Raw genomic sequence first — 20,858 nt, 5'->3', positions numbered from 1 at the left:
GCGAGGTGGACATGGGAGCGGGCTCCTTGCTCGGTTCCTGTGATCGGCGGGGACGGGGGGCGGGTCTCAGTGGTGGGAGGAGGCGGGGGTACGGAACGGGCGCAGGAACCGCCACAGGACCTCGTGCGCCTCGATGGTCTGCGTGGTGTAGCCGCCGCCGCTGTAGCTGTCGGCGCCGGGCCACGTGTGTCCGCCGTCGGTGACCGCGACGTGCCGGACCTCGGCGCCTCGGTCACAGCCGCGCCAGTGCGAGACGGTGATGTCGGGCTCGGTCACCTGGTCACGGGCGCGCGAGTCGCAGCCGTTCCTGGTGGCCCACTCCGCCACCCAGTCCTGGATGGCGGGGAGCCCGCGGTCGGCGTCCCCGGCGTACGGGATGGTGACGTCGCCGGTGCCGTGGAACTCGATGACGGGCACCGGACGGGACGGCTCGCACGGCTCACCGGTGGGGTAGAGCGCGGCGGCCACGGGCGCGATGGCGGCGATCCGGTCCGCCAGACGGCACGCGAGCAGGGTGGATATGAACCCCGCCCCGTTGGACTTCCCGGTGGCGTACACCCGCCGCTCGTCCACGCAGAGGGTGGACTCCAGCCGGTCGAGCAGGTCCTCGGTGAACCGGACGTCGTCCACCCCGGCCGCCGCGTACGGAGCGCCCTGCCACGCCTGGCGGTCCCCGTCGCCGGTGCCGATGACCCCCTCGGGGTAGACCACGACGGCCGGCAGGGTGGAGAGCTTGGAGAACTCCTCCGTCCCGGCGCCGGTGTTGCCCCGGCCGTGGTAGGCGAGGACGACCGGCCAGTCACGCTTCTTCGCGTAGTCGGCCGGGAGATGGAGCCGGTACGCGCGCTCCCGGCCGCCGCTGCTGATGGTGTGCGACGCGCTGGTGCCGGGCTGCTGCGGCGCGGGCGGCCGGCAGGCGGTCTTCGAGGTGCCCCGCGCCGCGGGGTCGGCGGTCGCCGTCGCGGTCGTCGCTCCGGTCGCGGTGAGACACAGGGCGAGGCCCACGGCGGCTGTCGCCATCCGCTGGAGGGAGTTCATGGCAAGCTCCTTCTGCCGGACGCCTGGGGCGGACGGCTCACTGGATTTCGGCAGGAGTGCCCCGTCGTCCGGGGCGGGGATCGCGGCTCTGGCGCGCGATGCGTGACACAGGCGATGTGTGGTGCGCGTGCTGTGCTGGTGCCGCGTGTGTGTGGTGCGCGTGCGGTGCTGTGTTGTGCGGTGGTGTGTTGTGGCGCTGTGTTGTGTCGTGTTGTGCTGTGCCGTGCTGTGTGTGCGATGCGTACCGCGTCAGGGCTGACGCGGCGCGCTCACACGCGGGGTCGTGCGCGGGGGGTGTCGTACGGGCCCGGTGGTGCGGGCCGGTGCGGGCGGGTGCTGCCTACGGCACCACGCACGCCGTCGCGGCGGCGTGGCGGCGCGGTGCCGTCTGCGGGGAAGTGGCGGGTGCGGGCGCCCGGTTCAGGCGTCCAGCCACTCCTTGACGAAGGCGACCACACGGACCACGACGGCGTCGACGACCGCGTGTCCGTCCTCGGTGGTCGCCCGGCGCGGGTCTCCGAGGATGCCATTGGGGCTGAGCCGGTCGTAGCGCACGGCGAGCGCGGGGTGGGCGCCGTGGCGCGAGAGCCGGGAGAGAGGGTCGAGTTGGGCGGTGGAGGTCGTACCGGCGGTGAGCCGGTCGGTGTGCACCAGTCCGGGGGCGAGATGGAGCATCTGCGCGGTCTCGGCCTCGCCGCTGTGACCGTGCACCTCACTGACCCCCATCCCGGACACGACATCGGCCGCGAGCGCGGTGACGGGGGTCCAGGCGAACTGGAGATCGGGGTGGGTGGTGAGCAGGTCCTGCGCCACCGTGGACAGCGTGGCGTTGTTGCCGCCGTGGCCGGTGATGACGAGCACCTTCCGCCAGCCGTGCCGGTACAGGCTCTCCACGTACTCACGGACCACCGCGGCCAGGGTCGTGGTGGTGAGCGTGACCGTACCGGCGAAGGCGAGATGGTGCGGGGAGACCCCGACCGGCAGCGGGGGCCCGATCACCGCGCGGCCGGCCAGTGCGGCGGCCACGCGTTCGGCCACGCCCTCGGCCCGGATCGTGTCCGTGGCCAGGGGCATCGCGGGACCGTGCTGCTCGAACGCGCCGGCCGGGATGATCACCACGGGGCTCGCCGTGACGGCGGTGGCCGCCTCCTCGGTGGTCATCTCGGCGAGTCGCAGCGGCTGGGCGGCGTTCATCGGCGGACCTCCAGATCTGTTTCCGCGCCGTCCTCGGCGCTGTCCTCCGCGCCGTTCGCGCCGTGCGTGGTCGCCGTCGTGCCGGTGTCCGCCGTCCCGCCGCCGGCTGTTCCGGTGTCCGGGAAATCGGCGGCGAGGACCGCCTCGCGGATGCAGCCCAGATGCTCCCGGGTCAGCCGCTCGGCCGCGTCCGCGTCCCCGTCCCGTACCGCCTCGAAGATCTCCACATGCTCCGCGTGGTCCCGTGCGCGGTCGTTGTAGCGATGCCGGATCTCGACCTGCTCCCGCGCTCTGACCTGGAGCAACGCCTCGACGGCCTCGCGCAGCAGCGCGTTGCCGCTCGCGGTCGCCAGCACCACGTGGAAGTGCATCGAGGCGAGCAGCGACTCGCGCGGCGGATGCAGCGCGTTGGCCGCCGCGGTCCGCAACTGCTCCACTGCCTCCGGTACGCGGGCACGCGCCGCGGCGGCGGCCACGGCGGGTTCCAGGACCAGTCGCGCCTCGACGAGTTCGAGCACCGATTCCCGGCTGCCCCGTGGAAGATGCGGATTGGCGAGCAGCCGCCGTTCGCTGCCCGGTCCCACATACGTCCCCGAGCCGTGCCGGAACTCCACCACGTTGGTGGCCTCGAGCCTGCGCAGGGCCTCGCGGACCGTGGGCGTGGTGACGTCGAACCGGCGGGCGAGGTCACGCGAGGACGCCAAGGCGTCCCCGGGGACCAGCCGTTCGGTACGGATGATCTCGACGATGCTGTCCGCCAGATGCTCGGACAGTGACAGTTCACTGCGACTCATGAAGTGAATAGATCACTTGATCTCTTGGGGTGTCAATGGTCATGCACGGATGTATTTCCGGCGCGTTACGACCGTGCCCGGTCCAGGCTCTCCCGCTCGATCAGCCGGGGGAGCGGCACCTGCACGGTGCGGGCCCCGCCGCCGTCGAGCAGCGCGGCCAGTTCCGTCGCGGCGATCCGGCCGAAGGCGACCGAGTCGCGGGAGAGGGCGGTGAGCCAGGGGCGCACCAGCCGGCACAGCGCCGAGTCCTCCCAGGAGATGACCGAGACATCGCCGGGTACGGAGAGGCCGAGCCCCGTCGTCACGGCCGCCCCGGCCGCGGCCATCACATCGTTGTCGTAGATCAGGGCGGTCGGCGGGCGGTCCTCCTCCAGTACCCGGCGGGTGGCCGCCGCGCCCTGGGTGTCGGAGTAGTCCGTGGTCAGCGAGCGCGCCTCGGGCAGCCCTCGCCGGTCGGCCTCGATCCGCAGCGACCGGATGCGCCGCTCGGTGTGGGCGAGCGAGGGCAGCCCCGCGATATGGACGATGCGCCGGTGCCCCAACTCGTGCAGCCGGCCCACGATGGCGGCCATCGCGCCCGCGTCGTCGGCCCGTACCTGCGACAGCCCGGGGTGGCGGCCCGTCTCGCCCGCGGGCAGCGCGCCGATGACGACGCCGGGGAGTCCCAGCTCGGCCAGGAGATCGGGCCGCGGGTCGTCGGTCCTGGGGTCCACGACCAGTACGCCGTCGACGCGGTGCTCCGCCCACCAGCGCCGGTAGACCGCGCACTCGGCGGGCACGTCCTCCACCACCTGGAAAAGGAGGCCGAGTTGACGTTCTGACAGGATCTCCTGGATGCCGGAGATGAGCTGGAGGAAGAACGAGTCGACGCCGAGGGTCGCCGCCGGACGGGCCAGCACCAGGCCGACCGTCGCCGAGCCCTCGCCCGACAGCGCGCGGGCGGCGGTGCTGGGCCGCCAGCCCAGCTGCTCCGCGACCCGGCGCACCCGGTCGCGGGTCACCGCGGAGACGCCGGGGCGGTCGTTGAGCGCGAAGGAGACCGCGCTCTCCGAGACCCCGGCGCGCTTCGCGATGTCCTTCATGGTCGGACGGCGCGGGGGAGTACGTCTGGCCGTGGGCGTGTCCCTGTCCGACGGCGGGTTCGCTGCCACCCGTGTGCCTCTCTTCTCGCGGTCCCCGTACCCTTCCCGGCCTTCCCGGCACGCCCCGTCGCGTCCGCGTTCCCGCGTGCGTCCGCGCTTCGGGACCCGGGTGTGCAACGGGGGCATCGCAGGGCCTTCCGGCCGTACCGGACGAGCCATGTGGACCCCGTACTAATGCGCTTGAGTCCGAGCATCCTAAAGCGCATTAGTGTCATACCGCAAGGAAAGCAAAAGAACCGCTCTGAGCTGCTACGACACTCGGATGATGGGCCTTTGTCGCACGAATGTGTTGACTTTCACCCCCACACATTGCAAGGTCTGCTGGTAATTCGCAGCCGTGGCCCGCAGCTCCGGCTGGCCGTACGCACGCCTGGTCCGAGCAAAGGAGCCGTTCTCCGTGCGCATCTCCCGAAGAACAGTCGCTGTCGCCGCTGTTCTCGCCACCGTTCTGCCGCTCAGCGCCTGTAGTGGAGGTTCCGGCGACGACTCCTCCGACGCCTCGGGCCCGGTCAAGGGCAAGATCACCTTCCAGACCTGGAACCTCCAGGCCAACTTCAAGGACTACTTCAACGGAGTCATCGAGGACTTCGAGAAGAAGTACCCCGACACCGAGGTGAAGTGGGTCGACCGGCCGGCCGAGGGCTACGCCGACAAGCTGAGCGCGGACGCCGCCGGCGGCACGCTGCCGGACGTCGTCAATGTCTCGCCCGACCTGGTGACCCCGCTGGCGAAGGCCGGGCTCGCGCTCGACCTCGACAAGGACGACACGGCGGCCTCGTTCCGCGACGAGTACCTGCCGGGCGCGTGGCAGAGCCATCAGATCCCGGGCACGGACGGGACGTACGGTTTCCCCTGGTACCTCAACACCGGCCCGATGTTCTACAACAAGCGGCTCTTCGAGGACGCCGGACTCGACCCCGAGAAGCCGCCGACGACCTACGACGAGGTCTTCGACCAGGGGCTGAAGCTGGCCGAGCAGAGCGACGGCGAGATCGCCACCCTCGCGCAGGTGCCCACCATCGAGGACTTCGGCCGCTACGGCGTCCAGCTGATGAACAAGGAGGGCGACGGCTTCGCGTTCAACGACGCCAAGGGGGTGGAAATGCTCACCCGCTACAAGGAGTTGTTCGACAAGAAGGCGCTCGACCCGCAGGCGCTCACCGCCACCCCCGAGTCCTCGGGGACCAAGTTCCTCACCGAGGCCGTGGCGATGAACCCGGGCAGCGCGCTGGACCTGGAGAAGTTCAAGAAGGAGGCCCCGAGCCTCTACAAGAACATCGGGATCACCGACCAGGTCACCAGCACCGGCAAGGTCAACATGTACGTCATGGGCGTCATGGTGAACGCGCAGACCAAGCAGAAGCCCGCCGCCGTGGCCTTCGCCCACTTCGTGACCGACGCGACCCGCCAGATGTCGTTCGCCAAGCAGGTCGCCATCTTCCCGAGCACCAAGGGCTCCCTGGACGACCCGTACTTCACCAAGGAGGACGGCACCGACGAGACGCGCGTGCGCATCGCCGCCGCCAAGTCCCTGAAGACGGCGGTCAATTACACGCCCGTCCTGTTCAGCGAGCAGATGAAGACCGAGCTGCGCAACCAGGTCGCCAAGGCGCTCCAGGGCAAGCAGAGTCCCCAGGAGGCGCTCGACCGCGCGGTCGTGGCCTGTGACAGCCTGCTCAAGAAGAGCTGAGAGCCGAGCCCCGCACCATGAAAAGCACCACCGCCCCCAGGGCGCTCCCCTCGGACGCGGCCGCGCCGGGAACCACGCTCCGGAGCCCCGGCTCCGGGCGTGGGCCCCGCGGCCCCGCGACCGGCATCAGGCGCCAACTGCCCTCCAGCCCCTGGCTGTTCGCCGCGCCGGGACTGCTGATCGTCGGCGCCTTCAGCCTGTACCCGTTCTTCAGCACACTGGTCAACTCCTTCACCGACCGGCGGACGCTGGTCCCGGGTGAGTTCGTGGGGCTGGCCAACTTCCGGGAACTGATCCATGACGAGATGTTCTGGATCGGCCTGCGCAACAGCGCGCTGTATGTCGTCGGGGTCGTCCCCGCGCTGATCATCCTGCCGCTGCTGCTCGCCATGCTCGTGCAGCGCGAGATCCCCGGCATCACCTTCTTCCGCTCCGCCTTCTACACCCCCGTGGTCGCCTCGATCGTGGTGGTCGGGCTGATCTGGGTGTGGATGCTGGACGACCGGGGGCTGATCAACGCGGTGCTCGAAGCGGTGGGGGTCGGCAGGATCGGCTTCCTCAGCGACCAGTGGCTGCTGCTGTTCAGCGCGATGGCCGTCACGGTCTGGAAGGGCCTCGGCTACTACATGATCATTTACCTGGCCGCGCTGGCCAACGTACCGCGCGAACTGCACGAGGCCGCCGCCGTGGACGGGGCGGGCGCCATCCGGCGCTTCGTCACCGTCACCGTACCGGCGGTCCGTTCCACCATGGTCCTCGTCGGCGCGCTGTCCTCGGTCGCCGCCTTCAAGGTGTTCTCCGAGGTCTATCTGATGGCCGGGCCCAGCGGCGGCCCCGCGGGCGAGGACACCACGCTGGTGATGCTCGTCCAGCGCGTGGGGACCGGGCTGAGCGGCCGGGTCGGCTACGCCTCCGCCATCTCCGTGGTCGTCTTCGTCGTCACGGTCGCCCTGATGCTGCTGGTGCTCCGCGCCGACCGCAAGGAGGACGCGTGAGCTCCCCGAAGACCACCGACGCCGACGGCCGGCGCCTCGCACCCTGGCAGCTCGCCCTGCGGTACGCCCTGCTGCTCGTGATGCTGGCCGTGATGACCGGGCCGTTCGTGTGGCAGCTGTCCACCTCGCTCAAGGGCATGCACGAGGACATCTACAGCTCCCCGCCGACGTTCCTGCCGAGCGAGCCGACGCTGGACAACTTCAGCCGTGTCGCCGAGATCATCCCGGTCTGGGACTACGCGTTGAACTCCCTCAAGGTCGCCTCCGCCAATGTGATCACCAACTGCGTCGGCGCCGCGCTGGCCGGCTACGCGCTGGCCCGGATGCGCTACCGAGGCCGCCGCGCGGCGACCCTCGCGTTCATCCTCGCCATGCTCGTGCCCGTCGAGGGCATCATCATCGCCCAGTTCACCACCATGCGTGACCTCGGTCTCAACAACACCCTGATCGGGGTGCTGCTGCCCGGATCCATCGGCGCGATGAACGTCCTGCTGATGCGCAACGCCTTCCTCAACCTGCCGCACGAGGTGGAGGAGGCGGCCTTCGTCGACGGGGCCAACACCTGGCAGCGGTTCCTGCGGATCGCGCTGCCGTCGGTCAAGGGCACCCTCGCGGTGGTGGCGATCTTCGCCTTCATGGGCGCCTGGGACGACTTCCTCTGGCCGCTGATCGTCCTCAGCGACCCGGAGAACTTCACCCTGACCATCGGACTGAACTATCTGCACGGCACCTTCGCCCAGGATCCACGGCTGGTCGCGGCGGGTACGGTCATCGCCGTGGCGCCGCTCATCGTGCTCTTCGCCTGTCTCCAGCGATACTTCTTCCGGGGTGTCGGCGAAGGCGCCGTGAAGGGCTGACCCCAGGCCCGGCCGGAGACCCCGGACATCCGCCCGCTCGCCCGTCACCACCGCTCCCCCCCCCCGTATCACCGCCCGCTGTCCAACGCGCCACAGAACCAGGACAACGTTGCCAGTATGAGTACTCCCGCGCCGCGCTTCGGCGCCAACTACACGCCCAGCCAGGGCTGGTTCCACCACTGGCTGGACTTCGATCTCGACGACGTACGCGCCGACCTGGACTCGATCGCGGGACTCGGCCTGGACCACATCCGGGTCTTCCCGCTCTGGCCGCTCTTCCAGCCCAACCGCACGCTGATCAGGCCCCGCGCCGTCGAACAGCTCGTCCAGCTCGCCGACGCCGCCGCCGAACGCGGTCTGGACGTCAATGTCGACGGACTCCAGGGCCACGTGTCGAGCTTCGACTTCCTGCCCGCCTGGACCCGGACCTGGCACCGGCGGAACATCTTCACTGACAACGATGTCGTCTCCGGTCAGGCGGAGTATCTCCGTACGCTCGCCGCCGCCCTCGCCGACCGGCCGAACTTCATCGGCATGACCATCGGCAACGAGATCAACCAGTTCTCCGGGCCACCGCACCCCGATCCCGACCCCATCACCCCGGCGCAGGCCGCCGACTGGCTCCGCCGGCTGCTGGACGCCTGTGAGGAGGGGGCGCCCGGCAAGCTCCATCTGCACGCGGAGTACGACGCCGCCTGGTACCAGGACGAGCACGCCTTCACCCCCGCGCACGCAGCCAGGATCGGCGCCGTCACCGCCGTGCACTCCTGGGTCTTCAACGGCACCGCGCAGCGGCACGGCCGGACAGGCACCGCCACCGAGCACCACGCCGCCTATCTGATCGAGCTGTCCAAGGCGTGGGCGCTGGAACCGCACCGGCCGGTCTGGCTCCAGGAGGTCGGCGCCCCGGCGCCGCTGATCCCGGCCGAGCACGCCGCCGCGTTCACCGAGGCGACCGTCGCCAACGCGCTGGACTGCCCCGATGTCTGGGGCGTCACCTGGTGGTGTTCGCACGACGTGTCGCGCTCGCTCGCCGACTTCCCCGAACTGGAATACAGCCTCGGCCTGCTGACGAACGACCGGAAGGTCAAGCCGGCCGGGGAGTCCATCGCCCGGATCGTCGAGGAGTGGCGCGGCAGAACGTACAGCCCGGCTCCACGCACCACCGCGCTCGTGGTCGACATCGGGGACGACGAGACCGCGGACCACCCGGCAGGGGACGGCGAGCACGCGCCGCCCCGGAGCACCTGCCGTCCCGGCGGGGCGTTCTTCGAGGCCTTCGCGCGGCTCACCGAGGATGGTGTCCGCCCCACCGCCGTCCTCGCGAGCCGCGCCGAGGACACGGAGCATCTGACGAGCCGCCACATCACCGAGGTCGTCCGCCCGGACCAGGTCCGGTGAGACCTGTGAACCCCGTGAGACCGGTGAGTCCGGCAGGAACGGTGAGTGCCGTGCCAAGGGAACGAGGGAAACGGGTAGTCCCTCCCCATGGCCAGTATCCCGTGACCCGTGTACGTGTAGTCCCTGACCCTTCCCGGTAACCCGCACCCACACGCACCTCAGGAGCACCCCCTCATGCACGACGACCGCAGCCTGGTGGAGGCCCGCCTCAAGCGCGTCCTCGACGAGCGCATCCGGCCCGCCGTATACCCCGAATCGATACCGCTGGACGTCGCCGTCTGGAACGCGCCGGGCGAACCCGTACCCGTCGAAGAGGGCCTGGCGGGCCCGGCCGAGCCGGTCCAGGCCGGTGACCGGTGGGGCGCCCCCTGGGGCACCAGCTGGTTCCGGGTCTCCGGGACCGTCCCCGAGAAGTGGGCGGGCCGTACGGTCGAGGCGGTCCTCGACCTCGGCTTCGACGAGAACATGCCCGGCTTCCAGTGCGAGGGCCTGGTCTACCGGCCCGACGGCACCCCGGTGAAGGGCCTCAACCCGCGCAACCAGTGGGTACGGATCGGAGCGCCCGTCGCGGGCGGCGAAGAGGTGCTCCTCCATGTCGAGGCCGCGTCCAACCCGGTGATCCTCGACTACCACCCCTTCCTGCCGACCCGGCTCGGCGACAAGGAGACCGCGGGCAGCGAGCCGCAGTACACCCTGGCCCGGATGGATCTCGCGGTCTTCGACGAGACCGTCTGGCAGCTGATCCAGGACCTGGAGGTGCTGGGGGAGCTGATGGCCGAGCTGCCCGTCGACGGCGCCCGCCGCTGGGAGATCCTGCGCGCGATCAGCCGCGCGCTCGACGCGGTCGACCTCCAGGACGTGAACGGCACCGCCGCCGCCGCCAGGGAACGGCTCGCCGAGGTCCTGGCGACCCCCGCGCCGGCGACCGCCCACCGCCTCAGCGCGGTCGGCCACGCCCATATCGACTCCGCCTGGCTGTGGCCGCTGCGCGAGACAGTACGCAAGGTCGCCCGTACGACCGCCAATATGACCGCGCTGCTGGAGGACGAGCCGGAGTTCGTCTTCGCGATGTCGCAGGCGCAGCAGTTCGCCTGGATCAAGGAGCACCGGCCCGAGGTCTACGCCAAGGTCAAGCAAGCCGTGGCCGACGGCAGGTTCGTACCGGCCGGCGGCATGTGGGTGGAGTCCGACACCAACATGCCCGGCTCCGAGGCGATGGCCCGGCAGTTCGTGCACGGCAAGCGCTTCTTCCTCGACGAGTTCGGCATCGAGAACGACGAGGCGTGGCTGCCGGACACCTTCGGCTTCGCCGCGGGACTGCCGCAGATCATCAAGGCCGCCGGGTCCAAGTGGCTGCTGACCCAGAAGATCAGCTGGTCCACGATCAACACGTTCCCGCACCACACCTTCCGCTGGGAGGGCATCGACGGCACCCGCATCTTCACCCACTTCCCGCCCGTCGACACCTACAACTGCTCGATGACGGGCCAGCAGATCGCGCACGCGGCGAAGAACTTCAAGGAGAAGGGGGTCGCCAGGCACTCCCTCGCGCCGACCGGCTGGGGCGACGGAGGCGGCGGCACCACCCGCGAGATGATCGCCAAGGCGGCCCGGCTGCGCAGCCTCGAAGGCTCCGCGACGGTCGAGTGGGAGGCACCCGGCGCGTTCTTCGCGAAGGCCGAGGCGGAATACCCGAACCCGCCGGTCTGGGTCGGTGAGCTGTATCTGGAGCTGCACCGCGCCACCCTCACCAGCCAGGCGAAGACCAAACAGGGCAACCGGCGCAGCGAGCATCTGCTGCGGGAGGCCGAGCTGTGGGCCGCGACCGCGGCCGTACGCACCGGCGCGCCGTACCCGTACGAGCAGCTGGACCGGATCTGGAAGACCGTCCTGCTGCACCAGTTCCATGACATCCTGCCCGGCTCGTCCATCGCCTGGGTGCACCGCGAGGCGGAGAAGACGTACGCGGCCGTCGCGGCCGAGCTGAACGGGATCGTGGACACGGCACAGCGCGCCCTCGCCGGGGACACGTCCGGCGGGACGACCCTGCTCTTCAACTCCGCGCCGCACGCGCGCGGCGGCGTCCCGGCGGGTGCGGCGGGACCGGTCGGCGGGAGCGGCAGCGCGCAGCTCTCGCCGCGCGAGGGCGGCGGATATGTGCTCAGCAACGGGCTGCTGGAGGTGGAGATCGACGGCCGCGGCCTGGTCGTGTCGGTCTACGACGTGAGCGCGGAGCGCGAGGCCGTCGCCCCGGGCGAGGCGGCCAACCTCCTCCAGATCCACCCCGACTTCCCGAACCAGTGGGACGCCTGGGACGTGGATGAGTTCTACCGGAACACCGTCACCGATCTGACGGATCTCGACGCGCTCACCCCGGTCGAGGACGGTGACCCCTCGGCCGGCGCGCTGCCGGCCGGCGCGGTCGGTGTCCGGGTCGTGCGCGGCTTCGGCTCCTCGAAGGTCACCCAGCTGCTGACGCTCGCCCCCGGGGTCAAGCGGCTCGACATCGACACCGAGGTGGACTGGCACGAGACCGAGAAGTTCCTCAAGGCGGCCTTCCCGCTGGATGTCCACGCCGAGCGGTACGCGTCGGAGACGCAGTTCGGCCATGTGTACCGGGCCACCCACACCAACACCAGCTGGGAGGCGGCCAAGTTCGAGGCGTGCAACCACCGCTTCGTGCATCTGGAGGAGCCGGGATGGGGCGTCGCGCTGGTCAACGACTCGACGTACGGACATGACGTGACCCGTACGGTCCGCACCTCGGACGCCGGTACGACCACGACCGTCCGGGTCTCGCTGCTGCGCGCCCCGCGCTTCCCCGACCCGGAGACCGACCAGGGCGTCCACCGCTTCCGGCACGCCCTGGCGCCCGGCGCGTCGATCGGTGACGCGGTCCGCGAGGGCTACCGCGTGAACCTGCCGGAGCGCCGCGTTCCGGGCGACGCGGAGGTGGCCCCGCTGGTGACCGTCGACAACGACGCCGTCGTCGTCAGCGCCGTCAAGCTGGCCGACGACGGCAGCGGCGATCTGGTCGTACGGCTCTACGAGTCGACCGGCGGCCGGGCCAGGGCACGGGTCGGCATCGGCTTCGAGACCACCGGACTGGCCGTGACCGATCTGCTGGAGCGCCCGCTGGCGGACGTGGCGCCGCCCGAGGCGGCCGACGGGTCGGTCCAGCTGACGCTGCGCCCGTTCGAACTGATCACGCTGCGGCTGACGCGCGGCTGACCGGCCCGGCCTGAGCGACACGGCCTGAGCGACACGGCACGGCCGGCACACGCGGCGGGCGCCCTGGGGACACGGGGCGTCCGCCGCCGTGCGGTCATGTGTGGGGCCGGTGGTCCAGCGCCTGCGCGGCCACCAGATGGAGGAACTCCCGTTCGTTGCCCGCCAGGCCCGCCGCGGTGAGCGCCTCGTCCGCCTCGGCGATCGGGGCGGCGAGCAGCGGCGCCGCGAGGGATGCCCGCGACGGGTCGTCCAGAACCGCGCGCACCGCCGACAGGAGGCGCAGATAGGCCCGCGCGGCGGTGCACTCACCCGACGGACTCGATGTGACGGACGTGGTGGTGGTCATCGCGGCTTCCTCTCGATGGATCTGTCGGACCCTCAAGTCTGGGTCATGGGTCTGACAACCGGCCCGGCGACGGGGCCGGACGTGGCCGCCGCCATGGCGCCTTCGGGCGGCGGGACCACAGATCCGGCCAGGCCCGGACCAGCAGCCAGCCCGCGGACACCGCGAACAGCGCGGCGGTGATCAGCAGCCAGCGGCCCAGGAAGACATCGATATCGAGCCGCGTGGCCGGCTCGTACGGCTCCGGGGTCCGCAGCACCAGCGGCCAGTACACCAGCAGCAACAGCAGAGAGAGGAAGGCCGGAACCCGTACGTGGTTGACGCCGGCGCGCGGCACCGGCCGCCGAGGCCGGGCCAGGGCGGCCCTGACGGCACGGTCGCCGAGCGTGTACAGCGGCACCAGGACGAGATCGTGCAGCACCGCCGCGCCCACGAACCAGAGCACGATCAGCGGCCAGTCGCCGGCGAGCAGTCGGACCCCGGCGTATCCGCAGAGCGCGAACGAGGCCAGCAGAAGGAGCAGCTGGCCCGGCGACTCGCCGTACAGCCGGCGGAAGCGCCGGCGCACGTTCAGATGGCGGCGCAGCTCCCGCAGCTCCCGCGGGCTCACCCGCGGCATTCTCATACGGGCCATGACGACTCCCCGAAGCTCAGCCGCCGGACCCACTTGGTGTTCATCACACCCGGCGCGCCCGGCACGATGATCCTCGCCGGATAGCCGTGATCCGCCGACAGCTCCGCGCCGTTGACCCGGAGCGCGAGCAGCGAGCGCGGATCGCGTACCTGGTTGTCCCGCAGCGCCACCGCGCGGAAGGAGCCGTGTGACTGCACCGACTCCACGAACACGCTCGGCGCCGCGTCCCCCAGCCCCACCAGGGCGGCGAGATCGGTCAGCCGGACCCCCTCCCAGCGCTGGTCGGAGGTGGACCAGCCCTCCACGCAGGCGATCGGCAGCGCGGAGCGGTGCCGGGGGAGCCGCTCCAGCTCGGCCCGGGTCAGTACGGTCTCCCGGCCGCCGCCCCGTACGGTCAGCCGCCAGTCGGGACCGACGTCCCGCGCCCGGATCCCGACGGACCTCGCCGTCTTGTTGATCTGGAAGCCGTTCGGGCCGGGACCGGGATTCCGGCCGTGCGGGGCGAGCAGCGCCGTACCGCGCAGCGGGCCGCCGATGCTCTGACCGGCCGTCACCACGAGCAGCGCCAGCGAGCCCAGCCCGACCATCCCGAGCGCGCCGCGCCGCGAGAGGGTGGGCGGCGCCGGATCGCGGGAGACGAGACCGGTCTCGTCCAGCGGCTCGGGTACGGTCCGCGCCACCGGAGTCCGCAGCTCGGCCCGGAGATCCCGGCCGCGCAGCGCCCGTACCGTACGCGGCAGCCGCAGGGCGGCATGGGCGACGAACGCCCCGATGAACACCCACGCCCCGTAGAAGTGCAGCGGATAGAACGACCCCGGGAAGAGGTACTCCAACTGGACGTTGAGCACGCCGGTGATGAACTCGAACAGCCCGCCGCCGACGAGGAACAGCAGCGACAGCCGGTCCAGCGCGTGGCCGGGCGAGCGCACCGGCGGCATCACGAACAGCTTCGGCACGACCGACCACAGCTTCGCGAGCAGCACCGGCACGAGCACGATCCCGAGGGTCACATGCACGCCCTGCGTGACGCGGTAGAGCCAGTAGGGATCGGTCGGCCAGGCGAAGAGATAGAAGCCGAGCAGCCCCTTGTCGGGAGTCTTGTCGTTGACCGGGGACAGATCGGGGTTGTACGCGAGATAGGACACCAGCCCCGTCAGGAAGAGGACCGGGATACCGATCAGCAGCACCACGGCGAAGACGGAGGTCAGCCAGGGCCCGCGCAGCGGGCTGCGCCACGACGGGAGGAGGCGGGCGGGGACTTTCATACCGGCGACCGTAGGGCGCGGAACGAGCCGGAGGCGGTTTCGACTCATGACGAAACCCTGACGCCGTCCTCGTCGACCCGGACGGCGGGAGACCGGACGGCGGGGGACGGGACGGCGGGAGAGTCTGACGGTTCGATGACGTGGCCTGTCGGTCGCCCCCGGACGCGGGACCGCGTGCCTAACGTGACGCCGTGACCCTGCTACCCCGCCCCGGCGCGGGCTCCGGAGCCCCAGGAGCCCCAGGAACGCCGGAAGCCCCAGAATTGGCGAACGCCGCGTGCGCCCCGCCCGCCCCCGGGGACCGCTCCGGCCGCAGGCCCGACCTGATGGCGGCCGGGGCGGGCGCGCTGCTCTTCGCCGTCGCCGCCGTGGCCGGCACCCTGATCGACCACTACGACGGGACCCTTCACGTCAGCTGGCCGCCCCTGCTGGCCCAGTGGATGCCGCACCTCGGACCCGGCACGCTCCCGGCGCTGCTGACCGCCGTCGCGGTGACCGCGTACGGTCCGCCCCTCGCCGCCCGGCTGTCCTGGCGACGGCTGACCTGGGCCAGTTGGGCCGCCGCGCTGGCCTGGACCTGGTCACTGGCGCTGGTGGACGGCTGGCAGCGCGGCGTGGCCGGCCGGCTGACCACCCGGCACGAGTATCTCAGCGGTGTCGACCGGTTCGACGACATCCCCGCCACCCTGCGCGACTTCACCCGGCACATCCTGATCGGCCCGCCGGACAACTGGCCGACCCATATCGCGGGCCATCCGCCGGGCGCCGTCCTGACGTTCGTCGGACTCGACCGGATCGGGCTCGGCGGCGGCGCGTGGGCCGGCGCGTTCTGCGTGGTCACCGGCGCCTCGACGGCCGTCGCCGTCCTTGTCACGCTGCGCGCGCTGGGCGCCGGGCGTGCGGCACGCGCGGCGGCCCCCTTCCTCGTCCTCGCCCCGGGCGCCGTATGGGTGGGCGCCTCCGCCGACGGGTACTTCGCGGCCGTCGCCGCCTGGGCGCTCGCCCTGCTGGCGCTCGCGGCCACCCGTACCGTCCGCGCGCCCCGGGCCGCCGCGCTCGGCTCCGGCCTGCTGTTCGGGGTGACGGTCCATCTGTCGTACGGGCTGACGCTGATGGTCGTCCCGGCCGTGGCGGTGCTCGTCCTCGCCCGGCGGGCACGGCCGCTGCCCGTGCTGGGTTTCGCTGCCCTGGGGTTCGCGATGGTGGCGGTGGTGTTCCTGCTGGCCGGGTTCCGGTGGTGGGAGGCGTACGGACTGCTGGTGGAGCGCTACTACCAGGGCGTGGCCAGGGACCGCCCCTACGGCTACTGGGTCTGGGCCAATGGAGCCGGTGTGGTGATCACGGCGGGACTCGCCGCCGTCGCCGGGATCCGGCGCCTGCCGGCCGCCGTCCGGGGCGCCCGGGGTCCGGGGCGAGGGCACCGCAGCACCGGCCGGGGGCCACGGAGCGCCGACCGGACGGTCGCCCTGGTGGTGGCCGCCGTGCTCCTGGCGCTGCTGGTCGCGGATCTGTCCGGGATGAGCAAGGCCGAGACGGAGCGCATCTGGCTGCCGTTCACGCTCTGGCTGCCGGCCGCCGCCGCGCTGCTGCCCGGCCGTGACCACCGCGGCTGGCTCGCGGCCCAGGCCGGCCTGGCTCTCCTCGTCAACCATCTGCTGCTGACGCTCTGGTGACCGCGCCGCGCGGGGGCTCGCGGGGCGGCGCCGGGGCTCGCGGGGCGGCGTGGGCTCAGACGCCGGCCGCGTACCGCCAGAAGTCCCGCATCAGCGGCGGCGGGGTCGGGCCGGTCATCGCCCGCTGGCTGAGCAGGATCGTGACCGCCCCGGTGGACGGGACGAGATGCCCCGCCGTGCCCGTACCGCCGACCCAGCCGTACCGTCCCGGCACAGTCCAGGGATCGGTCTCCGCGACATCGACCGAGCCGCCGAAACCCCAGCCCTGGCCCTCCAGGAACAGCGTGCTCGCCGCGCGCTGGGCCGGGGTGAGGTGGTCGGTGGTCATCCGCCGGACCGACGCGGGCGACAGCAGCCGGTGGCCGTCGAACGTCCCCTCGGCGAGCAGCATGCGGGCGAAGGCGTACCAGTCGTCGGCGGTCGAGACCAGCCCGCCGGCGCCGGACGGGAACGCGGGCGGGCTGCTCCACTGGCCGTCGGGGGCGTCGACCAGCTCGGGGCCGCCCGTCGGACCCGCCCCGTAGTAGCCGGTGAACCGGTCGAGCTTGCCCGCCGGTACCTCGAATCCCGTGTCGGTCATGGAGAGCGGTTCGAACAGCCGCTCCGCCAGGAACTCGGACAGCGGACGGCCCGCGACCCTGGCGATCAGCACGCCCAGGATGTCGGAGCAGGTGTTGTACAGCCAGACGTCTCCCGGCTGGTGCAGCAGGGGGATACGGGACAGCGTCGCCATCCACGCGTCGGGCGCCGCCACGTGCTGCGGCTGCGGCGCTCCCTGCATCAGCTCGCTGAACAGCAGCGCGACGGCGGGCAGCGAGAAGTCGGACGGGAACCCGTACCCGGCGCGGAAGGTGAGCAGATCGGCCAGGGTGATCGCCCGGACGGCCGGGATCACGTCGTCCACCGGACCGACCGGCGTACGGACGACGGTCGGTGAGGCCAGCTCCGGGAGCCAGGGCGCGACCGGGTCGTCCAGCGCGATCAGCCCGTCGTCGACCAGCATCATGACCGCCGCCGCCGTGACGGGCTTGGTCATCGAGGCGATACGGAAGATCGAGTCCCTGGCCATCGGGGACGTGCCACCGAAGTCGGTGGAGCCGACGGCCGCCACCTCGACCCGGTCGTCGAGGGCCACCAGGCCCACGGCTCCCGGCATCGAGCCGTCGGCGACATGCTTCTCCAGGGTGTTGTGCAGAGTGGTCATCGGTCCACCTTCCCGTGTGCGGTCGGAGGGGAGACTCCCGACACGGCAAGAACTCATCGCGGTGCGTCACGCGGCGCGCGAGGTCAGATAGGCGACCGTGGCCGGATCCGCCGGGACGAACGTCTCGATGGCCAGTTCGGCGACGGTCACGTCCATCGGGGTGTTGAAGGTGGAGATGGACGACAGGAAGGAGAGCACCCGCCCGTAGTGCTCGATGATCATCGGCAGCGCGAAGCTCGGCCCCGCGACGGAACGGAGCGCGCTCGCGTCCTCGGGCGGCTCGTCCCGCCACGCCCCGGACCCCGGCGGCGGATACGCGGCGACCTCGTCGTACACCGCGCGCAGCGCGGGGGAGCGGTGCAGCGCGAGCTGGCGCTCCATCTGGTCGAGCAGATGCCCGCGCCACTCCCGCAGATTGCGGATGCGCGGAGCGAGACCCTCCGGATGGAGGGTGAGCCGCATCGAGTTGAGCGGCGGAGCGAGCAGCTTCTCGGGCACCCCCTCCAGCAGCATGGCGACGCCCTGGTTGGCGGCCACCACGGTGTACGTGCCGTCCACGACGACCGCCGGATACGGCTCGTACCCCCGGAGCAGCCGGTCCAGGCCCTCACGTACGGCGTCCATGGCCGGGTCGTCCAGCGCCGTCTCCGTGAACCGGGGCGCGTAACCCGCCGCCAGCAGCAGCGTGTTGCGTTCCCGTACCGGTACGTCGAGCCGGTCGGCGAGCCGCAGCACCATCTCCTCGCTGGGACGGGCCCGGCCCGTCTCGATGAAGCTGATGTGCCGGGCGGACGAATCCGCCCGGAGCGACAGCTCCAGCTGGCTGACCCGACGCCGCTTGCGCCAGTCGCGCAGCAGGGGGCCGACGCCCGGCCCGGCGGCACGAGCCGGCGTGACGCCGGGTGCCGTGACCTGTGCCGTCATACCGTGAGCTGCCATACGAGGACCGTAATGCACCGGTCCCGGCAGGGGCGTACGGGGTGCGCGCGGCACGGCGGACCCGGGGGCGCGCGGAGACGACGTATCGTCGGCCGCGTCGCTGCCCGTTCCCGTAAGGAGCCCGGCCATGGCCACCGAGCCGCTGTCGCAGAACGAGATCGAGGACCGGCTGCGGGAGCTTCCCGGCTGGTCCGTGGAGAACGGTCCGCTGACCCGTACCTACCGGCTGGGCACGCACTTCGCGGCGACCGCGATGGTCGTCCATATCGCCGGGATCCAGGACGAGTTGAACCACCACTCCGCTCTGACCCTGGGCTACCACACCGTCACCCTGGCGGTGAGTACGCATGACGCGGGCGGCGCGCTCACCGGCCGGGACTTCGAACTGGCGCGGCGCGTCGAGGCGTTCGCCCCCGCGCACGGCGCCTCCTGACGCACGCCGCCGGTCCCGTGGCCGGTCCCTCGCAGGTCCCGCGACCGGCCCTCCGGCCGGTCCATTTACGCTGGTGACCATGGACGTACTGGCGGGACTCCTCGACGGGCCGCGGGCGCGCGGGGCCTTTCTGCTGCGCATGGTGATGGAGCCGCCGTGGTCCGTCCGGATCGAGGACCGGGCCCCGCTGTGTCTGATGTGTGTCACCCGCGGCGAGGCCTGGATCGTCCCCGACGGGGGCGGTGATCCGGTGCCGCTGCGCCCCGGGGATGTCGCGATCGCCCGCGGCCCCGAGCCGTACATCACCGCCGACAGCCCCGGCACCGCTCCGCGCGCGCTGATCGGCCCCGGCGGCGCCTGCCGCACCCTGGCGGGCGAGCCGCTCGCGCAGTCCATGCACCTGGGCGTACGCACCTGGGGCAACGCCCCCGACGGCGGGACGAGCGTCCTCATCGGTACGTACCAGATGGACGGCGAGGTCAGCAGACGGCTGCTGGACGCGCTGCCGCCGCTGCTCCATCTGCCGGCCGATGTCTGGAACTGCCCGCTGATGCCCGTGCTCGACGACGAGATCTCCCGGGACGAGCCGGGCCAGAGCGTGGTGCTCGACCGGGTGCTCGATCTGATGCTGATCGCCGTGCTCAGGGCGTGGTTCTCGCGGCCCGGCGCGGAAGCACCCGGCTGGTACCGCGCCATGGCCGATCCGGCGGTCGGCAACGCCCTGCGGCTGCTCCAGAGCGAGCCGGCCCGTCCCTGGACGGTCGCCTCGCTCGCCACCGCCTGCGGTGTCTCACGGGCCGGGCTCGCCCGCCGCTTCACCGAGCTGGTCGGCGAGCCCCCGATGGCGTATCTCACCGGCTGGCGGCTCGCGCTCGCCGGGGACCTGCTGCGCGGCTCGGACGCGACGGTCGAGTCGGTGGCCAGGAAGGTCGGCTACAGCGGTTCGTTCGCGCTGAGCGCGGCGTTCAAACGGGTACGCGGCGTCAGCCCCCAGGAGTACCGGACGGGCGCGCTGCCGGTCGGCTCGTTCTAGAGAGAGCCCGCGCACCACGGCGCCGCCGGCCGGAACCGGCCGACGGCGCCAGGGAGTCCGGGGGAGGGGTCAGTCGTTGACCTCCGCCGGGTCGGAACCGAGGCGCTTGCCCTCGTCCAGCGCGGCGAACGCCGCCAGATCGTCGGCGTCCAGCTCGAAGCCGAAGACGTCGATGTTCTCCCGGATCCTGGACGGGGTCACGGACTTGGGGATCACCACGTTCCCCAGCTGGATGTGCCAGCGGAGCACGACCTGCGCCGGGGTCCTGTCGTGCTTGTGCGCGATGGCGACCACCGTCGGGACGTCGAGCAGCCCCTTGCCCTGGCCGAGCGGCGACCACGCCTCGGTGGCGATGGAGTGCTTCGCGTGCACGGCGCGGGACGCCGCCTGCTGGAGCTGCGGGTGCAGCTCGATCTGGTTGACGGCGGGGACCACGGAGGTCTCGCCGAGCAGCCGCTCCAGGTGCTCCGGAAGGAAGTTGGAGACACCGATGGCCCTGACGCGGCCGTCGCTCAGGAGCTTCTCGAACGCCCTGTAGGTGTCGACGTAGGCGTCGACGGCCGGCCTCGGCCAGTGGATCAGATAGAGATCGAGGTACTCCAGGCCCAGCTTCTCCAGCGAGGCGTCGAAGGCGCGCAGCGTCGTGTCGTACCCCTGCTCGCTGTTCCACAGCTTGGTGGTGACGAAGAGTTCCTCACGGGCGATGCCGGAGGACTCGATGGCCTTGCCCGTGCCCTCCTCGTTGCCGTAGATGGCGGCGGTGTCGATGCTGCGGTAGCCGGCCTCCAGTGCGGTGCCGACGGCCCTCGCCGCCTCGTCGTCCGGAACCTGCCAGACGCCGAAGCCGAGCTGGGGCATCTCGATGCCGTTGTGGAGAGTGAGGGTGGGGACCTTGCTCACGAGCGGTCGATCCTAACGTCGTCGGTAGCTTCTCCTGAGGACAACGGTCACGGCGGCGGGCGGATTCCCGCGCGTGCCGAGTCGCTGGGCAC

General features: G+C 71.6%; 18 protein-coding genes. 8 read left to right on the top strand and 10 right to left on the bottom strand.

The window, feature by feature from the left end; genetic code table 11:
* Window positions 1-66: 66 nt before the first annotated feature.
* From ACIOGX_RS15520 to ACIOGX_RS15505, 4 genes are all read right to left on the bottom strand, one after another.
* On the bottom strand, window positions 67-1,038 hold the full coding sequence (locus tag ACIOGX_RS15520) for an alpha/beta hydrolase family esterase (protein WP_384765009.1): 972 nt from the start codon (window positions 1,036-1,038) through the stop codon (window positions 67-69).
* 420 nt (window positions 1,039-1,458) lie between these two features.
* Window positions 1,459-2,232 carry a creatininase family protein gene (locus tag ACIOGX_RS15515; protein WP_356510067.1) on the bottom strand — a complete coding sequence of 258 codons (774 nt, stop codon included), beginning with the start codon at window positions 2,230-2,232 and terminating at the stop codon, window positions 1,459-1,461.
* The gene (locus ACIOGX_RS15510) at window positions 2,229-3,026 is read right to left on the bottom strand and encodes a FadR/GntR family transcriptional regulator (RefSeq protein ID WP_384765011.1); all 798 of its coding nucleotides are present in this window, start codon (window positions 3,024-3,026) and stop codon (window positions 2,229-2,231) included. Before ACIOGX_RS15510 ends, ACIOGX_RS15515 begins: the two co-directional genes overlap by 4 nt.
* Before the next feature lie 65 nt (window positions 3,027-3,091).
* Complete coding sequence (locus tag ACIOGX_RS15505) at window positions 3,092-4,108, bottom strand: LacI family DNA-binding transcriptional regulator (protein ID WP_383970651.1); 1,017 nt, start codon at window positions 4,106-4,108, stop codon at window positions 3,092-3,094.
* 457 nt (window positions 4,109-4,565) lie between these two features.
* Here ACIOGX_RS15505 and ACIOGX_RS15500 point away from each other — a divergent pair, with 457 nt between their 5' ends.
* The 5 genes from ACIOGX_RS15500 to ACIOGX_RS15480 all read left to right on the top strand — a co-directional run bounded on the left by ACIOGX_RS15500 (window position 4,566) and on the right by ACIOGX_RS15480 (window position 12,342).
* Window positions 4,566-5,858 (top strand): sugar ABC transporter substrate-binding protein, encoded by a 1,293-nt coding sequence (locus ACIOGX_RS15500; protein WP_356510061.1) that lies wholly within the window; start codon window positions 4,566-4,568, stop codon window positions 5,856-5,858.
* Window positions 5,859-5,875: 17 nt separating this feature from the next.
* Window positions 5,876-6,853: a carbohydrate ABC transporter permease gene (locus ACIOGX_RS15495; protein WP_129768062.1), complete on the top strand. Its 978-nt coding sequence runs from the start codon at window positions 5,876-5,878 to the stop codon at window positions 6,851-6,853.
* Window positions 6,850-7,710 carry a carbohydrate ABC transporter permease gene (locus ACIOGX_RS15490; RefSeq protein WP_401913522.1) on the top strand — a complete coding sequence of 287 codons (861 nt, stop codon included), beginning with the start codon at window positions 6,850-6,852 and terminating at the stop codon, window positions 7,708-7,710. Before ACIOGX_RS15495 ends, ACIOGX_RS15490 begins: the two co-directional genes overlap by 4 nt.
* A 117-nt stretch (window positions 7,711-7,827) precedes the next feature.
* Window positions 7,828-9,111, top strand: a complete 1,284-nt coding sequence (locus ACIOGX_RS15485; protein WP_401913519.1) for a glycosyl hydrolase — start codon at window positions 7,828-7,830, stop codon at window positions 9,109-9,111.
* 174 nt (window positions 9,112-9,285) lie between these two features.
* On the top strand, window positions 9,286-12,342 hold the full coding sequence (locus ACIOGX_RS15480) for an alpha-mannosidase (RefSeq protein ID WP_401913516.1): 3,057 nt from the start codon (window positions 9,286-9,288) through the stop codon (window positions 12,340-12,342).
* A gap of 94 nt (window positions 12,343-12,436) precedes the next feature.
* Here ACIOGX_RS15480 and ACIOGX_RS15475 read toward each other — a convergent pair whose 3' ends face one another.
* The 3 genes from ACIOGX_RS15475 to ACIOGX_RS15465 are packed head-to-tail and all read right to left on the bottom strand — an operon-like array spanning window position 12,437 to window position 14,584.
* Window positions 12,437-12,688 (bottom strand): hypothetical protein, encoded by a 252-nt coding sequence (locus tag ACIOGX_RS15475; RefSeq protein ID WP_356510053.1) that lies wholly within the window; start codon window positions 12,686-12,688, stop codon window positions 12,437-12,439.
* 43 nt (window positions 12,689-12,731) lie between these two features.
* Complete coding sequence (locus tag ACIOGX_RS15470; RefSeq protein ID WP_356510529.1) at window positions 12,732-13,310, bottom strand: hypothetical protein; 579 nt, start codon at window positions 13,308-13,310, stop codon at window positions 12,732-12,734.
* The gene (locus ACIOGX_RS15465) at window positions 13,307-14,584 is read right to left on the bottom strand and encodes a molybdopterin-dependent oxidoreductase (RefSeq protein WP_401766591.1); all 1,278 of its coding nucleotides are present in this window, start codon (window positions 14,582-14,584) and stop codon (window positions 13,307-13,309) included. Before ACIOGX_RS15465 ends, ACIOGX_RS15470 begins: the two co-directional genes overlap by 4 nt.
* 326 nt (window positions 14,585-14,910) lie before the next feature.
* Here ACIOGX_RS15465 and ACIOGX_RS15460 point away from each other — a divergent pair, with 326 nt between their 5' ends.
* On the top strand, window positions 14,911-16,257 hold the full coding sequence (locus tag ACIOGX_RS15460) for a hypothetical protein (RefSeq protein WP_401914205.1): 1,347 nt from the start codon (window positions 14,911-14,913) through the stop codon (window positions 16,255-16,257).
* 55 nt (window positions 16,258-16,312) lie between these two features.
* On the opposite strand, the gene ACIOGX_RS15455 is transcribed toward ACIOGX_RS15460, so the two are convergent.
* Both ACIOGX_RS15455 and ACIOGX_RS15450 read right to left on the bottom strand, forming a co-directional pair.
* Window positions 16,313-17,461 carry a serine hydrolase domain-containing protein gene (locus ACIOGX_RS15455; RefSeq protein ID WP_401913513.1) on the bottom strand — a complete coding sequence of 383 codons (1,149 nt, stop codon included), beginning with the start codon at window positions 17,459-17,461 and terminating at the stop codon, window positions 16,313-16,315.
* 66 nt (window positions 17,462-17,527) lie between these two features.
* Window positions 17,528-18,385: a helix-turn-helix domain-containing protein gene (locus ACIOGX_RS15450; RefSeq protein ID WP_401914202.1), complete on the bottom strand. Its 858-nt coding sequence runs from the start codon at window positions 18,383-18,385 to the stop codon at window positions 17,528-17,530.
* 142 nt (window positions 18,386-18,527) lie between these two features.
* Here ACIOGX_RS15450 and ACIOGX_RS15445 point away from each other — a divergent pair, with 142 nt between their 5' ends.
* Both ACIOGX_RS15445 and ACIOGX_RS15440 read left to right on the top strand, forming a co-directional pair.
* Window positions 18,528-18,833, top strand: coding sequence for a 4a-hydroxytetrahydrobiopterin dehydratase (locus ACIOGX_RS15445; protein ID WP_356510047.1), 306 nt, complete (start codon window positions 18,528-18,530; stop codon window positions 18,831-18,833).
* A gap of 79 nt (window positions 18,834-18,912) precedes the next feature.
* Window positions 18,913-19,866, top strand: coding sequence for an AraC family transcriptional regulator (locus ACIOGX_RS15440; protein ID WP_356510045.1), 954 nt, complete (start codon window positions 18,913-18,915; stop codon window positions 19,864-19,866).
* 69 nt (window positions 19,867-19,935) lie between these two features.
* On the opposite strand, the gene ACIOGX_RS15435 is transcribed toward ACIOGX_RS15440, so the two are convergent.
* On the bottom strand, window positions 19,936-20,766 hold the full coding sequence (locus tag ACIOGX_RS15435; RefSeq protein ID WP_356510043.1) for an aldo/keto reductase: 831 nt from the start codon (window positions 20,764-20,766) through the stop codon (window positions 19,936-19,938).
* Between the last annotated feature and the right edge of the window lie 92 nt (window positions 20,767-20,858).

The sequence above is a fragment of the Streptomyces sp. NPDC088147 genome, assembly GCF_044741565.1.
In the GTDB taxonomy this organism is placed as follows: Bacteria; Actinomycetota; Actinomycetes; order Streptomycetales; family Streptomycetaceae; genus Streptomyces.
The sequence above is the reverse complement of the archived record's forward strand: the minus strand, read 5'-3'. Positions and strand labels throughout refer to the sequence as shown.

What these genes read in the sequence shown, in the direction of transcription:
- ACIOGX_RS15520 (WP_384765009.1), bottom strand. Translation starts at nt 1,038, where the DNA reads ATGAACTCCCTCCAGCGGATGGCGACAGCCGCCGTGGGCCTCGCCCTG.
- ACIOGX_RS15515 (WP_356510067.1), bottom strand. Translation starts at nt 2,232, where the DNA reads ATGAACGCCGCCCAGCCGCTGCGACTCGCCGAGATGACCACCGAGGAG.
- ACIOGX_RS15510 (WP_384765011.1), bottom strand. Translation starts at nt 3,026, where the DNA reads ATGAGTCGCAGTGAACTGTCACTGTCCGAGCATCTGGCGGACAGCATC.
- ACIOGX_RS15505 (WP_383970651.1), bottom strand. Translation starts at nt 4,108, where the DNA reads ATGAAGGACATCGCGAAGCGCGCCGGGGTCTCGGAGAGCGCGGTCTCC.
- ACIOGX_RS15495 (WP_129768062.1), top strand. Translation starts at nt 5,876, where the DNA reads ATGAAAAGCACCACCGCCCCCAGGGCGCTCCCCTCGGACGCGGCCGCG.
- ACIOGX_RS15485 (WP_401913519.1), top strand. Translation starts at nt 7,828, where the DNA reads ATGAGTACTCCCGCGCCGCGCTTCGGCGCCAACTACACGCCCAGCCAG.
- ACIOGX_RS15480 (WP_401913516.1), top strand. Translation starts at nt 9,286, where the DNA reads ATGCACGACGACCGCAGCCTGGTGGAGGCCCGCCTCAAGCGCGTCCTC.
- ACIOGX_RS15475 (WP_356510053.1), bottom strand. Translation starts at nt 12,688, where the DNA reads ATGACCACCACCACGTCCGTCACATCGAGTCCGTCGGGTGAGTGCACC.
- ACIOGX_RS15470 (WP_356510529.1), bottom strand. Translation starts at nt 13,310, where the DNA reads ATGAGAATGCCGCGGGTGAGCCCGCGGGAGCTGCGGGAGCTGCGCCGC.
- ACIOGX_RS15465 (WP_401766591.1), bottom strand. Translation starts at nt 14,584, where the DNA reads ATGAAAGTCCCCGCCCGCCTCCTCCCGTCGTGGCGCAGCCCGCTGCGC.
- ACIOGX_RS15460 (WP_401914205.1), top strand. Translation starts at nt 14,911, where the DNA reads ATGGCGGCCGGGGCGGGCGCGCTGCTCTTCGCCGTCGCCGCCGTGGCC.
- ACIOGX_RS15455 (WP_401913513.1), bottom strand. Translation starts at nt 17,461, where the DNA reads ATGACCACTCTGCACAACACCCTGGAGAAGCATGTCGCCGACGGCTCG.
- ACIOGX_RS15450 (WP_401914202.1), bottom strand. Translation starts at nt 18,385, where the DNA reads ATGACGGCACAGGTCACGGCACCCGGCGTCACGCCGGCTCGTGCCGCC.
- ACIOGX_RS15445 (WP_356510047.1), top strand. Translation starts at nt 18,528, where the DNA reads ATGGCCACCGAGCCGCTGTCGCAGAACGAGATCGAGGACCGGCTGCGG.
- ACIOGX_RS15440 (WP_356510045.1), top strand. Translation starts at nt 18,913, where the DNA reads ATGGACGTACTGGCGGGACTCCTCGACGGGCCGCGGGCGCGCGGGGCC.